Source organism: Neorhizobium sp. IRS_2294, from assembly GCF_050500145.1.
Classification (GTDB): domain Bacteria; phylum Pseudomonadota; class Alphaproteobacteria; order Rhizobiales; family Rhizobiaceae; genus Neorhizobium; species Neorhizobium soli.
Window position 1 is genome coordinate 420145 of the sequence record NZ_CP191440.1, and the last position, 13642, is coordinate 433786.

Sequence of the window (13642 nt, forward strand, 5' to 3'; positions counted from 1 at the left end):
CGATCAATGCCCTTTCCTGCAAGTGGAAGAATATCCGGTCTCAAACTTAAAACTCGGGGACACGATGACGACATTCTCATTTGAGCAGCGCGAGACGAAGTTCAAGGCGATCCTCCTCCAACGACAGCATTATCTGCAAACACGCCTCGAAAAAATCGAGCATGACTTTGAACAACCTCGTAATCGCGACGACGACGATCGTGCGGTCGAGCGCAACAACGACGAGGTTCTGGATGAGCTCGGCGAGGCGGGGCAAACGGAGCTGCTGGCGATCGAGGCCGCCCTTCACCGGGTAAAGGAAGGCACTTTCGGTATCTGTGCCAAATGCGGCAATGCCATCAGCGACCAACGTCTCGACGTCGTCCCGCACACGCCGTTCTGCCAATGCTGCGCACACGCGCTTCAGCATCTCTAGACCGCCCTATGGCGGCGTTACGGGCAAAGGCGTGAATTCCGGCGGTGGCTGCGTCTCGGGCGCCTTGCGTTGCGCAAGATCAAAGGTCTCCAGCATCGCATCTGTCAAAGTGAATAAAAGCTGCGAGAGGATTGTTTGATGTTGGTCAGGGACTTCATGACACAGAGGCCGATCTGCGTGTCGGCGAACACGAGTATCAAACATGCGATTCAGCTGATGCTCGATCACAAGGTCAGCGGTCTGCCGGTGATCAGCGACGATGGTCAAGTCGTCGGGATGCTGACGGAAGGCGATCTCTTGAGTCGGAGCGTTTTCAATCTCGGCCCGCAGTCTCCACCGAAAGATCCTGACGATAGTTTCTTCGAAAATTACGTGCGAGCGCACGGCACCACCGTGGCAGATTCGATGACAAAGGACGTTATCTCCGTCTCGCCACAACAATCGCTTGCGGATGTTGCAGCGCTTGTCAGGACGCATGGTATCAAACGGTTGCCCGTTCTTCAGTCGGAAAGGCTCGTGGGGATCATCAGTCGGAGCGATATCATACGGGCCGTGACTGCAAACCGCGATGCGGTGGCAAAAGGAGATGTCGCGTTGCGGCTTGCAGTTTTGACGCGGCTGCGCTCGGAGCTCGGCCTCGAGCCAGAGCGACTTACAGTTGAGGTCAGGAATTCGATCGTCGAGATCTTCGGCCCTGTCCCCTCGCCTGCGCAACGGCGTGCCATGCAAGTCGTCGCAGAAAGCGTTGCTGGTGTAGCCGGCCTGATTTTCGAAACCAACTGCGTTGAGACACTGGACCACTGACGCGACGTTCGCCCTGTCTGACGCCTTTCGGTTGTCCACATAGGCGGCGCAGGCGGCGACCGCCCCTCAAAACGAAGACGATCATGCGCGAGCGATTTCGTACGGTCCGTCCTGCGCAGGCACTGTTCGGCTTAAAATCCTGGAGGTGAGACTGGCATTTCCGGTAGTCCGACAACCAGAATCTGATCGATCACCTTGGTGACACCCAGAGTGTTCTCAGCCGCGACCCGCGCAGCCGTCTTTTCGCGTGCATCCAGTACCCTGCCTTCCAGTGTGACCACAGTCGCGTCGACGGCCACCGTGATGGTGTCACCCCACCGTTGCCGGTCATATTCAGCCTCAAGTCCGGCTTTGATATCCGCATCGATCCGATCGACGGCGGACGCTGACATCTGTTGGATCAGGGTGCGCATGATGTCGGCTCGCGTGACGATGCCGACAAGCTTGTTATTTTCGACAACCGGCAGGCGTTTGATGCCGCGATCGCCCATCAGGTTCGCGGCATCTTCGACGGTTATCCATGGCTCGACCGTGATCGCCGGCGAGGACATGACTTCGCTCACCTCTTTCCCGAAAGCTTTCGCGTAATCCTTCGCCAACGCACCGCGTGACGAAAACAGCCTACGCCACATCCCGGGCGAAGCCTGCGACCGAAGCTCCCCGCGTCGCAGGAAATCGCTTTCACTGATCACGCCCAGTACCTGCTCGTCATTATCGATCACCGGCAGACCGCTGAACCCGCAATCCAACATGGTGTTGGCCGCCTCCCAGATCTTGGCGTCTGGGTGAACAGAAATCGGATCTGCTGTCATGATGGATCGCACGGTCTGCATGGTCTTTTCTCCCTCGTTATGGGGAGGTTAAACCCGCGGCTGGGGCCGTCCTTGATCTTCATCAACGATCACCGCTTCGAGCGCCCCAGTCCGGGCAACGCGCGTGCGAAGAGGCCGGTCTGAAGATAATGGTCCTGTTCGGTCTCCCGAAAGCGCTTTCGTACCCATCGATTGACAAAGATCATCGCCATCTCGTCCGAGGCTTCTAGGCTTGCTTCATCCAAGACCTCTGAAATGGATGGAGCCAACCATGTCGTTCAAAACTATTCTTGCTGTCGTCGGTGAACACGGCGCCAACGCCGATATTGCCAAGGCCATCGAGCTGACAATTGAGTCAGACGCGCATCTTTCGATCATGGTCATCGGCACGGCGTTGCAGCCGATCACGTCCGACTATCCCGTGGCGACCGCCTGGCTTGAGCAACGGCAGGAAGAGATAAAGGCGCTGGTCAACGTCAAGACGGCCGCCGAGGCGCTGTGCAGCCAGAGCGCCATTTCCTTTGATATCGATCACTTTTACGACGACAACTTCATTCTTCAGAGCAATATCGGCGTGCGCGCCATGTATGCCGACCTCGTCATTCTCGGCAACAGCGTCCGGCGCGAAAGAGGGTTGCGACGTCTGGTGGTCTCAGCTGCAGCCTTTGACGCCCGCACGCCGATCCTGCTGATCCCTTCCAAGGGCAACATCACTTTTCCGCCCAAAAATGTTCTTCTCGCCTGGAATTCCAGAGCGGAATCCGCAACAGCCGCCAAGGATGCACTGGATATTCTGAAACGAGCCGATGCCGTGCATGTCGTTCTCGTCGATCCGGATGGTGCCTACTTCAAAAACGGGGGCGAGCCTGGCGCAGACGTTGCCGCATTTCTCTCGCGACATGGCATCAAGGTTGTCGTCGAACAGCTGGCGAGCGGCGGCCGAGCAACCGAGGACATTCTCACGCAGCATGCATTGGAAACCGGCTGCGACATGATCGTCATGGGAGCCTACGGCCATTCGCGGCTGCATGAACGTATCTTCGGCGGTGTGACGGCTACCTTGCTGGAATCTTCGGATTTTCCGATATTCATGGCCCGATGAGCGGCTGTCACGCACAGTCTTCGAACCTTAGGGGCATCGGCTGCGGTCGGGCCTCTCGTTCCGTCCGGCGCGTTGACGGCCTCATGGCCGTCGCGCGCCCGATGGTTCTCGTGGTTCAGGGCTTGGTCCGCCTAGCACGTTCCCGCGTCGCTGACCTGGTCGATCCTATACAAATCGTCTCGGCGGCAACCGGGGTTAGGAATACCGCACTCTTAAGATTGCAATCCTGATCATGCGGTCGGTCCCTGGTAGCGGATCCCGGTGACGGTCCCCTGCCTCAACAACAGGCGCTTGAAGACGAGGATGACTATGCCCCTGGAACACTGGCTCCGGCCGTTACGGCCCCTTCTCGTCGCGGCCCCGATCTTCGGGCTGACAATAGGATTGATCGCCTGGCACGGCGGATTTCGGATCTCTATGCCACATCGCTGGCGCTTGCGACCGGCCTCGTCATGGTCGCCCTCGTTGCCCAGATCATCGCGCGGATTGGCGCCGGTGAAATCGGTCTGGATGTCATCGCGCTTCTCTCAATGGGCGGAGCCCTACTTTTTGGCGAATACCTTGCGGCGACGATCGTGGCCTTGATGTATTCCGGCGGTCAATATCTCGAGAATGTCGCCGAGGGCAGAGCCCGCCGCGAGATGACCGCGCTTCTTTCGCGTGCACCTCATGTGGCAACGAGGCGCCGTGAAAGCCAGATGGAGGAAGTGTCGGTCGATTCCATAGCGGTTGGCGACTGCCTTGTTGTTCGGCGTGGCGATCTGGTGCCGGTCGACGGAACCGTGAATGACGGCGAGGCTGTTCTTGACGAGTCCGCACTGACAGGCGAACCGCTGCCTGCCAAGAAACGCCCGGGCGATGTCGTCATGAGCGGGGCCGCCAATGTCGGTGACCTCTTTAATATGACCGCCACAAAAGCAGCCTCCGACAGTACCTATGCGGGCATCTTGAAGCTTGTTGAGGCGGCCCAGCAGAGCAAGGCGCCGATGTCCCGCATGGCAGACCGGTATGCGTTGGTCTTCCTGACCGTCACAATCGCAATCGCTTTGCTGGCTTGGTGGATTTCCGGGGATCCCGTCAGGTCCGTCGCTGTCCTCGTGGTCGCAACACCCTGCCCACTCATCCTCGCCGTACCGATCGCTTGGGCTGCTGGTGTCTCAAGGGCGGCAAGCTCCGGTCTTCTGATCAAGGGGGCAAAAATCCTTGAAGAGCTTAGCATGATCCGGACGCTGGTGCTCGACAAGACAGGGACGCTGACCGATGGCCGACCGACCCTGCGAGAAATTTCTACACCTTGGCCGGAGGACGAGTTTCTGCGGCTCGTCGCTTCGCTCGATCAAGCATCGAGCCACGTGGCAGCCAAGGCGCTGGTTGATGCAGCGCATGCCCGGAACTTGAGCCTTGTTTCGCCGGAACAGGTGAGCGAGGAACCCGGCGAAGGAATTGCCGGGACGGTTGGCGACAGAAAGGTTGCCATCGGTGGCATCAACTTCATCGCCTCGGCCTACGGCGTTGAAATCAACGGCGCACACACACCGGGAACCATCGCCGCAGCGGTCGCGATCGACGGGAAATTTGCCGGCATATTGTTGTTTTCGGATCAACTGAGGGCGGGAGCTGCTTCGGCGTTGAACGGTTTCAAGGCAATTGGGGTAACGCGGATCATTCTGGCCACGGGCGACCGCGCGATCGTCGCACGCCAAATCACCGCCGGCCTGCCTTTCGATGAGGTCAGAGCCGACCTCTCGCCAGGCCAAAAGATCGACATCGTCAAGGATGAAAAGACACGCGCGCCGGTGATGATGATCGGCGATGGCGTGAATGACGCGCCTGCCCTTGCTGCAGCGAATATCGGACTTGCCATGGGTGCGCATGGCTCAGCTGCCGCCATCGAGTCGGCCGATGCGGTTCTGTTGGTCGAGAGGCTCGACAGGATTGTGGAGGGCATCGCGATTGCGCACGCCTGTCGACGGATCGCGCTACAGAGTGTTTTTGCGGGCATCGGTCTATCGGTAGGCGCGATGATCCTCGCCGCAGCGGGGTATTTGACGCCGGTGCAAGGAGCACTGTTTCAGGAAATCATCGATATCGCCGTCATCCTCAACGCCCTGCGTGCCCTAAGAATCCGACCTTCCGCCTCGCGTCTGTCATAACGCGATTGGCGTCGCGCCTGTCTATTCTACCGCCACTGCTTGGTTTGGCTTGGATCGACGACCCGATCTACAGAGGCGGCAGTTCTCAGCTGCTCTCACCTTCAATCAGGTCCATGGGCCATACCAAACGTTTGACGGCATCAGGGTAGTGCAGCTTGTATTCCGGCATGACAGATAACAGACCCTCGGCAAGGCTTATGCCGAGATCGCGAAGAGAAAGACTGAAGCAGGTCAGGCTTGGTTTGAGAAACTGGGCCTGCGGGCTCTGCCGCCCGATGATGGCGATGTCCTTGCCGGGCATCAGCCCGACCTCTTCCAGCCCACGGTAGAGCCCGGTCACCAACGTCTCGTTGACAAGGACAACAGCCGTCGGACGGGTTTCGCAGTCCATGATCTGACGAGCCACGCCATAGCCACCCGTTTCGCTCGGCGTGGCACGAAAAATGTGCTCCGGCGAAAGCGACAGATTGTGCCGGGCAAGAACCTCCTGAGATCGGTGAACGAACAGATGGCCGAGGTTCAGATCACCATTCGGCCAGATCAGGCCGATGTGCCGGTGACCGCTTTTCACAAGCCGCTCGATGGCGACCTCCGCCATGCCCTCGAAATCCAGATCGATCCAAGGCTGGCCGACATCGGTCTGGCTTCGCCCCAAGGTGATGAAGGGAATATTGTGGCGAGCGAGCAGTTCGAAACGCGCATCGTGGAGACGGGTGGCAGAGAGAATGACAGCATCCGCGAAGCCACGCGCGACGACGCGCTGAAGATAGGCGTCCGGGTCTTGGTCGGATGAACACAGCAGCGCGACGAGATCAAGCTTGTGACGGGCAAGGACGGTTTGCACGCCGTCAAAGACACTCATAAAGAACGTGTCGCCCTGGCCTGTAATTTCGGGTCCCGTCTGCATCATAAAGCCGATGACGCCTGTCGAACCCTTGCGCAGAGAACGCCCCGACTGGTTGGCGACATAGCCCAGTCTGGTGGCCGCTTCGAGAACCCGGCGCCGCGTCTCCTCATTCACGTCCGCCTTCCCGTTCAAGGCGCGGGACACAGTTCCTATTGATATATCTAGATAATTTGCCAGCTGGCGAATGCCCTTCATGAACTGCCTTTCCGCGGACCCGAATGCGTCGCCCAAAACAATATTGACAAATTCTGGCTCCTGTCCATACTACCGTAAACGTTTACGGAAAATCGGAAGAGGAGTTTCGGTTTCCGTAAGGAGGAGGATACCAGTGACATACAATGCTGTTTTGTGTGGATGCGGAGCTATGGCCAAAGGCTGGCTCCGGGCGGTGCGGGACACGCCCCACATCAAAGATGCCATAGAAATCGTTGGCCTCGTTGATCTCGACCGAGCGACAGCTGAGGCGCTTGCAACCGAATTCAACCTTCAACAAGCGGTTATCGGGACGGATCTGGAAGTTGTTCTCGCGGAGACCAGGCCAGACATCCTGTTGGATGTCGTCATCCCCAACGCTCGCCATTCGGTGGTCAGCGCCGGCCTCGCCCATGGCTGCCACGTCTTAAGCGAAAAGCCGATGGCAACCTCCATGGAGGAAGCGCAGGATCTGCGCCGTGCCGCCAACGCAGCGGGTCGTATTCATGCCGTCGTTCAGAACCGACGTTTCATTGCAGGCGTCCGCCGCATGCGTCGTCTGGTCGAAAGCGGCGCGATCGGCGAGGTCACGGGCATTCATTCCGATTTCTTCCTCGGCCCACATTTCGGTGGCTTTCGAGAAGAGATGGAGAATGTCCTGCTCCTCGACATGGCGATCCATACGTTTGATGCAGCGCGTTTCGTGTCCGGCAAGGCGCCCCTCTCGGTCTATTGCGTTGAAACCAATCCGACCGGCTCATGGTACGCCCATGGCGCTGCGGCCAATGCGATTTTCCGTTTCTCGGACGATGTGGTCTTTACCTATCGAGGTTCCTGGTGTGCCGAAGGCGAGCGCACCAGCTGGGAAAGCGCGTGGCGCATTGTCGGCTCGAAAGGCATGCTGACCTGGGATGGCGAAGATACGTTTAGGGCTGCCGTTGCCGGGAACGATCCCGGCCTCCTCCCGGGCTTTACGTCAATCGACGTCCCTGCCCCTGCCAGAAACGAGGAAACCCACGGCCACGCCAGCGTGATCGCCGATTTCCTCGATGCCATCAGCACCGGGCGCGAACCCGAAACAGTCAACCACGACAATATCAAAAGTCTGGCCATGGTGCTTGGCGCCATCGAAAGCGCCAAGTCGGGCCAATCCGTCGACATTTCAGCATAGGGACCGTGACATTGATCAACCAGCAGGAAAAATCCATTCGCATCGGCACCATGGTCAGCGCCTCGAAGGGGCAGGCTGCAGAACGCATTTCGCAGATCGCCGACATGGGGTTTGAAAGTTTCGAGCCCTTTTTCTGGCAGACGACCAATGGTCAGGACATTGCCGAGCTCGGCAAGCGCTGCCGCGAGGCGATTGGAGATCGCGACATTACGATGTCGACACTTGGCATGTTCGGTAACCCGCTCGAAGAGACCGACATGGACCTTCAGACGTTGCAGGGTTGGAAGGATTGCATCGACAACGCCCACCATTTTGGAGCGACGTGCGTTGCCGGCTTTACTGGCCGCATCCGCAACAAGCCCCTGCCCGACAGCCTTCCACGTTACAAGCAGATTTGGAGTGAGCTGGCCAAGCGGGCGGCGGACAAGGGTGTGAAAATCGCTTTTGAGAACTGCGCCATGGACGGCAACTGGGCGACGGGCGACTGGAATATCGCTCACAATCCGGATGCCTGGGAGCTGATGTTCAACGAGACCCCCGATGACAATATCGGGCTTGAGTGGGAACCCTGCCATCAGATGGTCTACCTCATCGACCCACTGCCGCAGATCCGCAAATGGGCTTCGAAGATCTTTCACGTCCACGGCAAGGATGCGACCATTCGGTGGGACGTCATTCGCGAACATGGCATTTTCGGCAAACATCCGTTCGTTTTGATGCGCACACCCGGTTTCGGCGACAGCAACTGGACGGACATCATCTCCGAGCTGCGACTGGCGGGCTGGTCCGGCTCCATCGACATCGAAGGCTGGCACGACCCGGTCTATCGGGATGGGCTGGAGATGACCGGACAGGTTCACGGTCTCAATCACCTGAAACAGGCGCGCGGCGGCGATTTCGTCGTCGACCCGGTTTAGATCGTTCAATGTTGGCGCGGCAAGGAGGAGGCCGCGCCGCGCGAAAGTGCATTCCGGAGAACCACAAAGGAGGACAAAATGGGTATCCGAACATATACGATCGCCATCGCTACGGCGTTTGCAGCAACTGCATCGCTCTTTGCGCTCAGCGCTCAGGCAGAAGACGTCAAGCTGACGCTATGGTCGCTCGACCGCGACATTCAGCCCGCCCCCAATCTCATCAAGGAATTCAACGCCCAGAAGAACGGCATCCAGATCGAATATCGCCAGATTCAGTTCGACGATGTGGTCAGCGAGGCGATGCGAGCCTATTCGACCGGTAAAGCACCTGACATTATCGCAATCGACAACCCAAATCATGCCATGTTTGCGTCCCGCAAGGCATTTCTGGACCTTACCGACATGATTGCCGGTTCAAGCACGATCAAGCAGGAAAACTACTTCCCCGGCCCGCTCGCCTCCGCCACCTGGGACGGAAAATATTACGGCGTGCCGAAAGCGACGAATACGATCGCGCTTTACTACAACAAGGATCTGTTCAAAGCCGCGGGCCTCGATCCGGAAAAGCCGCCGCAGACCTGGGACGAGTTGCTCGAGACCGCCAAGAAGCTGACCGACCCATCCAAGAATGTTTACGGCATCACCTTCTCGGCCAAAGCCAATGAGGAAGGCACGTTCCAGTTCCTGCCCTGGGCACAGATGGGCGGCGCCACCTACAAGTCCATCAACAGTGATGGGGCTGTCCGGGCGCTGACGATCTGGAAGCAATTGCTCGACGGCAAAATGACATCTCCCGACACATTGACGCGCAGCCAGTGGGATTCCACGGCAACCTTCAATGCGGGCAATGCAGCGATGGCGATATCCGGACCTTGGGAAATCGACCGCATGGTGACCGATGCCAAGTTTGACTGGGGAACCGCGCTCTTGCCGGTGCCGCAGGAAGGTGCCGAGCGCTCTTCCGCTATGGGCGACTACAACTGGGCGATTTTCTCCAACACCAAACATCCGGAAGAGGCGTTCAAGGCGCTTGAGTTCTTCGCCTCCAAAGACGTCACCATGTACAAGGATTTCGGCCAGATCCCTGCCCGTTCCGACCTGCCGATCCCACCGACCGGAAATGCGCTCAAGGATGCGGCCCTCAAGACCTTCGTGGAGCAGTTGAAATATGCCAAGCCACGCGGCCCTTCGCCAGAATGGCCGAAGATTTCCAAGGCAATTCAGGATGCCGTCCAGGCGGCGCTGACCGGACAGATGGAGCCTAAGGCCGCGCTCGATCAGGCTGCAGAGAAGATCAAGCTTATCGAAGGCTGAGGCAGGACTGCCTTTCTCAGGAGCCGATGGCACTCGTGCCATCCACCTTTTCCTCCCGGAAGGAGCTGTCTCGTTCGTCAAGAGCGGACAGCTCCACACCGGATCTTATGGGGTTTCCATGAAAAGGATACTTTCCAGCATCACGGACGGCCGCGGCTTCGACATTGGCCTGGTCGGAGTTCCCTTTGCCTTCCTGTTCATTCTTGCGGGCTTGCCCCTGCTCTACAATATCCTGATGAGCTTTCAGGAAGTGGACATGTTCAGTCTGGGAAGCATCATCAGGCCATTCGTCGGCTTCAAGAATTACATCGATCTGTTCAAGCAGCCCGAAACCCTGCCTATTCTCTTCAACACCGTCATTTTCGTGGTCGGCTCGATCGCTGGCCAGTTTCTCATCGGGTTTGGCCTTGCGCTGTTTTTCTGGGTCAACTTTCCGGGATCATCGTGGCTTCGTGGATTATTTCTGGTCTCTTGGGTCATGCCGGGTCTGGTCGTCGGTGCGATCTGGAACTGGATACTGTCGGGGGACTTTGGCGTCCTGAACTTCTTTCTGCGTGAAAGCGGCCTGATCGACAGCAATATCTTCTGGCGCTCAGACCCCAATTTCTCGCTCTGGGCGGTCGTGCTCGCCAATATCTGGCTTGGCACATCGTTCAATATGATCCTTCTGTCCGTCGGTCTTTCCGCCATACCCGGTGATCTCTATGAAGCAGCCGAGCTGGACGGTGCAAACGCCTGGCAGCGCTTCTGGACCATCACACTGCCCATGATGCGCTCCACCATCGGCGCGATCATTTCGCTCGGGCTTATCTTCACACTGCAACAGTTCGATCTGTTCGCGGCAATCACGGATGGCGGGCCGAACAACTCATCCAATGTCGCCCAATACTGGGCTTGGGACCTCTCCTTCCGGCAATACGACTTTGGCAAAGGTGCCACGATCTCGGTCATCATGACTGTGTTCGTGATGTTTGCGGCTATCGTCTATGTGCGCTCGACCCGTCATGAGGTGCGCGGATGACTGAAACCAACCGAAACCGCCTGATGCTCGCCATCGCCATCATCATGGCGGCGATCTACCTGTTTCCGCTCTACTGGATGTACGTCACGGCTCTCAAAACGGGCTCTGAGATGTTTGCCACCCCGCCCAGCTTCTGGCCATCGACAGCGCAGTGGAGCACCTTCGCGTATGTCTGGGAAAGCCGGAACATGGGGCGCTACCTTTGGAACTCAACGCTGATCGCCTTTGGATCGGTGGCGCTCATCGCCGTTCTCGGTACCGGCTGTGCCTATGTACTGGCGCGGTACCGTAACCGCTGGGTGGATGTGGGCCTGTTCCTCATTCTGATGCTGCAGGTTCTGCCCGCATCGCTGATGATCACGCCGATCTTCGTCGGGTTCTCCCAAGTCGGTTTGCTGGACTACCCGCGCTTTGCCGTCATCCTGGCGATAGCGGCAAAGAGCATGCCGTTCTTCGTGGTCCTCGTGCGGGCGACATTCATGGCTGTGCCGATGGAGCTTGAGGAGGCCGCATTGGTCGATGGCAACTCGCGCATCGGTGCCTTCTTCAACATCGTGCTCCCGCTTGCCCGCAACGGTATTCTTGTCAGCGCCATCCTCATCTTCATGCAGGCATTCGGCGAGTTCGTCTATTCGAAGTCGATGATCCAGAACATCGAATTGCAGCCCGCAAGTGTCGGTCTCAACTCGTTCATGGGCCCAAACACCAGCGAATGGAACAACATCATGGCGTACGCAACGATGTACGTAACCCCGATCCTTGCCATCTTCGTCCTTCTGCAGCGCCGCATCGTTTCCGGCCTCACATCGGGAGCTCTCAAATGACCAATCAAATCGAATTGTCGGGTGTCAACAAATATTACGGTGCCTATCACGCACTGAAGAACATCGACCTCACCATTCGCAAAGGCGCTTTCGTCGCCCTGGTGGGACCGTCCGGATGTGGCAAATCAACGCTTCTGCGCGCCCTCGCAGGGCTTGAATCGATTTCCGAAGGAAACCTGGTTATTGCCGGCGACCGCATGAACAACGTACCACCCCGCAAGCGGGATCTGGCCATGGTGTTCCAGTCCTATGCGCTTTACCCGCATATGACGGTTGAGGAAAACCTCACTTATAGCCTGCGCATTCGCGGCACCAAGAAGGCAGAAGCGAAGAAGGCGGCAGACGACGTGGCCGCCATTACCGGCCTGTCGGACCTGCTGCATCGCTATCCCCGCGAACTCTCGGGCGGACAGCGACAGCGTGTCGCGATGAGCCGGGCCATCATCCGCAATCCCAAGGCCTTTCTGTTCGATGAGCCACTGTCCAACCTCGACGCCGCCCTGCGTGTCCATATGCGCAAGGAAATCAGGGCACTGCATGACCGGCTTGGCGCGACCTCGGTCTATGTCACGCACGACCAGATCGAAGCGATGACAATGGCTGATCACGTCGTGGTCATGCGCCAAGGCGTGATCGAGCAACAGGGCCGGCCGCTTGAACTCTATGACCGACCGGTCAACCGTTTCGTTGCCGGATTTATAGGATCGCCGGCCATGAATTTCATTCCGGCAACGACAGGACCGGATGGAAGAAGCCTCATTCTGGATCTTGGCCGGCCACAGACGATCGGTCTCGACCGAACCATTCCGGCCAATCGAAATCTTGTCGTCGGTCTGCGGCCCGAACATCTTACCATCGCCGAAGACGGCAAGGGTTTGTTGGAAGCACCAGTGGCCTTGGTCGAGTCGACAGGGTCAACGACCTTCGTCACAACGGCAACGACGCCCGAATGTGTCGTCGTCGTAAATGGGCGGGTTCCAATAACCGGCGGTCAAACCGTCGGATTAAATTTTCAGCAGGAACACATTCATCTGTTCGATGCGGAAACGGACAGTTGGATTGAATGATTGATGCCTATGGCGACAAGCGTAACCACGCTCTTGAGCCGGGTGGCCGCGTCCGACGGCTTGCAGAAATCGTTCTGGCCGGTTTTGGTGAGCGCAGCTGGCACCGTTGTTTTTCCGCTGCGGCTTTCTTCTCAGCATTTTCCCCTTGCGGTCCGCCAATTCTGACCCGCCACACCCCCATGTTCATGGCTGGCGCGGTTTGGGGATTTGCTCAATAATCCTTTCTGGCCAAGCCGAGGCCTGAAAGCGAGTGTTATCTTGAACACCCAAACGGAGAGAGCCGGACCTATATCCGTTGTCATCGTCGAGGACGATGGACCAACACGTCGGCGTATCGCTGACGGCCTGTCCGACGCTTCCGCATTTTCGGTTCTTCAGGCGGGAACGCTCTCGGAGGCGCGCCAAGTGCTGGAGTCTGATTATCCTGATGTGCTTCTGACTGACCTCCAGCTACCCGATGGCCATGGCATGGACCTGATCCGCGACGTCCGGCAGCATAGCCAGACCACCGAGATCTTGGTCATCTCCATCCTGGGCGATGAAGAAAGCGTCATTTCGGCTATTTTACTCGGCGCCAACGGCTATCTGCTGAAGGACGCTCTGCTGACCGACATCGCCGACACGGTGCGCGATCTTATGCGGGGCCACTCGCCAATCTCGGCCTCGATAGCCCGTTTCATCGTCAAACGGACCCAAGGCGTCAAGGATCCCGTCGTCGGGACGGACTTGAATACCGCCAAGCTGACAGCGCGCGAAATCGACATTCTGTGGGGCATCGCCAAGGGTTTCAGCTACGCCGACATCGCGGATTATCTGGGTATTTCACGCCAGACCGTTCCCGGCTATATAAAGAACATCTATCGCAAGCTCGAGGTGAATACCCGCGGTGAGGCCGTATTCGAAGCCTTGCAGCAGGGCTTGATAAAGCTTTAGGATGAAAGCT

14 protein-coding genes are annotated in these 13642 nt (G+C 58.0%); 12 read left to right on the top strand and 2 right to left on the bottom strand.

Features of this window, described 5'->3' with window-relative positions; all coding sequences use genetic code 11:
* The first annotated feature begins 64 nt into the window (after nucleotides 1-64).
* Both ACQY1K_RS19195 and ACQY1K_RS19200 read left to right on the top strand, forming a co-directional pair.
* Nucleotides 65-415, top strand: coding sequence for a TraR/DksA family transcriptional regulator (locus tag ACQY1K_RS19195; RefSeq protein ID WP_430260292.1), 351 nt, complete (start codon nucleotides 65-67; stop codon nucleotides 413-415).
* Nucleotides 416-571: 156 nt separating this feature from the next.
* Nucleotides 572-1219 (top strand): CBS domain-containing protein, encoded by a 648-nt coding sequence (locus ACQY1K_RS19200; RefSeq protein ID WP_246454164.1) that lies wholly within the window; start codon nucleotides 572-574, stop codon nucleotides 1217-1219.
* 131 nt (nucleotides 1220-1350) lie between these two features.
* Here ACQY1K_RS19200 and ACQY1K_RS19205 read toward each other — a convergent pair whose 3' ends face one another.
* Nucleotides 1351-2052, bottom strand: coding sequence for a CBS domain-containing protein (locus ACQY1K_RS19205; protein WP_430260294.1), 702 nt, complete (start codon nucleotides 2050-2052; stop codon nucleotides 1351-1353).
* Between the two features lie 250 nt (nucleotides 2053-2302).
* On the opposite strand from ACQY1K_RS19205, the gene ACQY1K_RS19210 reads away from it, so the two are divergent.
* Both ACQY1K_RS19210 and ACQY1K_RS19215 read left to right on the top strand, forming a co-directional pair.
* Complete coding sequence (locus ACQY1K_RS19210; protein ID WP_430253526.1) at nucleotides 2303-3133, top strand: universal stress protein; 831 nt, start codon at nucleotides 2303-2305, stop codon at nucleotides 3131-3133.
* A gap of 452 nt (nucleotides 3134-3585) precedes the next feature.
* On the top strand, nucleotides 3586-5286 hold the full coding sequence (locus ACQY1K_RS19215; protein WP_430260296.1) for a heavy metal translocating P-type ATPase: 1701 nt from the start codon (nucleotides 3586-3588) through the stop codon (nucleotides 5284-5286).
* Nucleotides 5287-5371: 85 nt separating this feature from the next.
* On the opposite strand, the gene ACQY1K_RS19220 is transcribed toward ACQY1K_RS19215, so the two are convergent.
* Nucleotides 5372-6388 carry a LacI family DNA-binding transcriptional regulator gene (locus ACQY1K_RS19220; protein WP_062577848.1) on the bottom strand — a complete coding sequence of 339 codons (1017 nt, stop codon included), beginning with the start codon at nucleotides 6386-6388 and terminating at the stop codon, nucleotides 5372-5374.
* A gap of 133 nt (nucleotides 6389-6521) precedes the next feature.
* Between ACQY1K_RS19220 and ACQY1K_RS19225 the strand changes: the two genes are divergently transcribed.
* From ACQY1K_RS19225 to ACQY1K_RS19260, 8 genes are all read left to right on the top strand, one after another.
* The gene (locus ACQY1K_RS19225) at nucleotides 6522-7556 is read left to right on the top strand and encodes a Gfo/Idh/MocA family protein (RefSeq protein WP_430260601.1); all 1035 of its coding nucleotides are present in this window, start codon (nucleotides 6522-6524) and stop codon (nucleotides 7554-7556) included.
* Between the two features lie 50 nt (nucleotides 7557-7606).
* Entirely contained in the window at nucleotides 7607-8473 is an 867-nt protein-coding gene (locus ACQY1K_RS19230; RefSeq protein WP_197978140.1) for a sugar phosphate isomerase/epimerase family protein, read from the top strand.
* 78 nt (nucleotides 8474-8551) lie between these two features.
* On the top strand, nucleotides 8552-9787 hold the full coding sequence (locus ACQY1K_RS19235; RefSeq protein ID WP_430260298.1) for an ABC transporter substrate-binding protein: 1236 nt from the start codon (nucleotides 8552-8554) through the stop codon (nucleotides 9785-9787).
* Between the two features lie 118 nt (nucleotides 9788-9905).
* A complete protein-coding gene (locus ACQY1K_RS19240) occupies nucleotides 9906-10808 on the top strand; it encodes a carbohydrate ABC transporter permease (protein WP_062459955.1) in 903 nt (300 codons plus the stop codon).
* Entirely contained in the window at nucleotides 10805-11632 is an 828-nt protein-coding gene (locus ACQY1K_RS19245) for a carbohydrate ABC transporter permease (protein ID WP_062577842.1), read from the top strand. The genes ACQY1K_RS19240 and ACQY1K_RS19245 overlap by 4 nt, the downstream gene beginning before the upstream one ends.
* Nucleotides 11629-12699 carry an ABC transporter ATP-binding protein gene (locus ACQY1K_RS19250; protein WP_430260300.1) on the top strand — a complete coding sequence of 357 codons (1071 nt, stop codon included), beginning with the start codon at nucleotides 11629-11631 and terminating at the stop codon, nucleotides 12697-12699. Before ACQY1K_RS19245 ends, ACQY1K_RS19250 begins: the two co-directional genes overlap by 4 nt.
* A complete protein-coding gene (locus tag ACQY1K_RS19255) occupies nucleotides 12696-12917 on the top strand; it encodes a hypothetical protein (protein WP_139283875.1) in 222 nt (73 codons plus the stop codon). The genes ACQY1K_RS19250 and ACQY1K_RS19255 overlap by 4 nt, the downstream gene beginning before the upstream one ends.
* A gap of 40 nt (nucleotides 12918-12957) precedes the next feature.
* Entirely contained in the window at nucleotides 12958-13632 is a 675-nt protein-coding gene (locus ACQY1K_RS19260; RefSeq protein ID WP_430260302.1) for a response regulator, read from the top strand.
* Nucleotides 13633-13642: the final 10 nt, after the last annotated feature.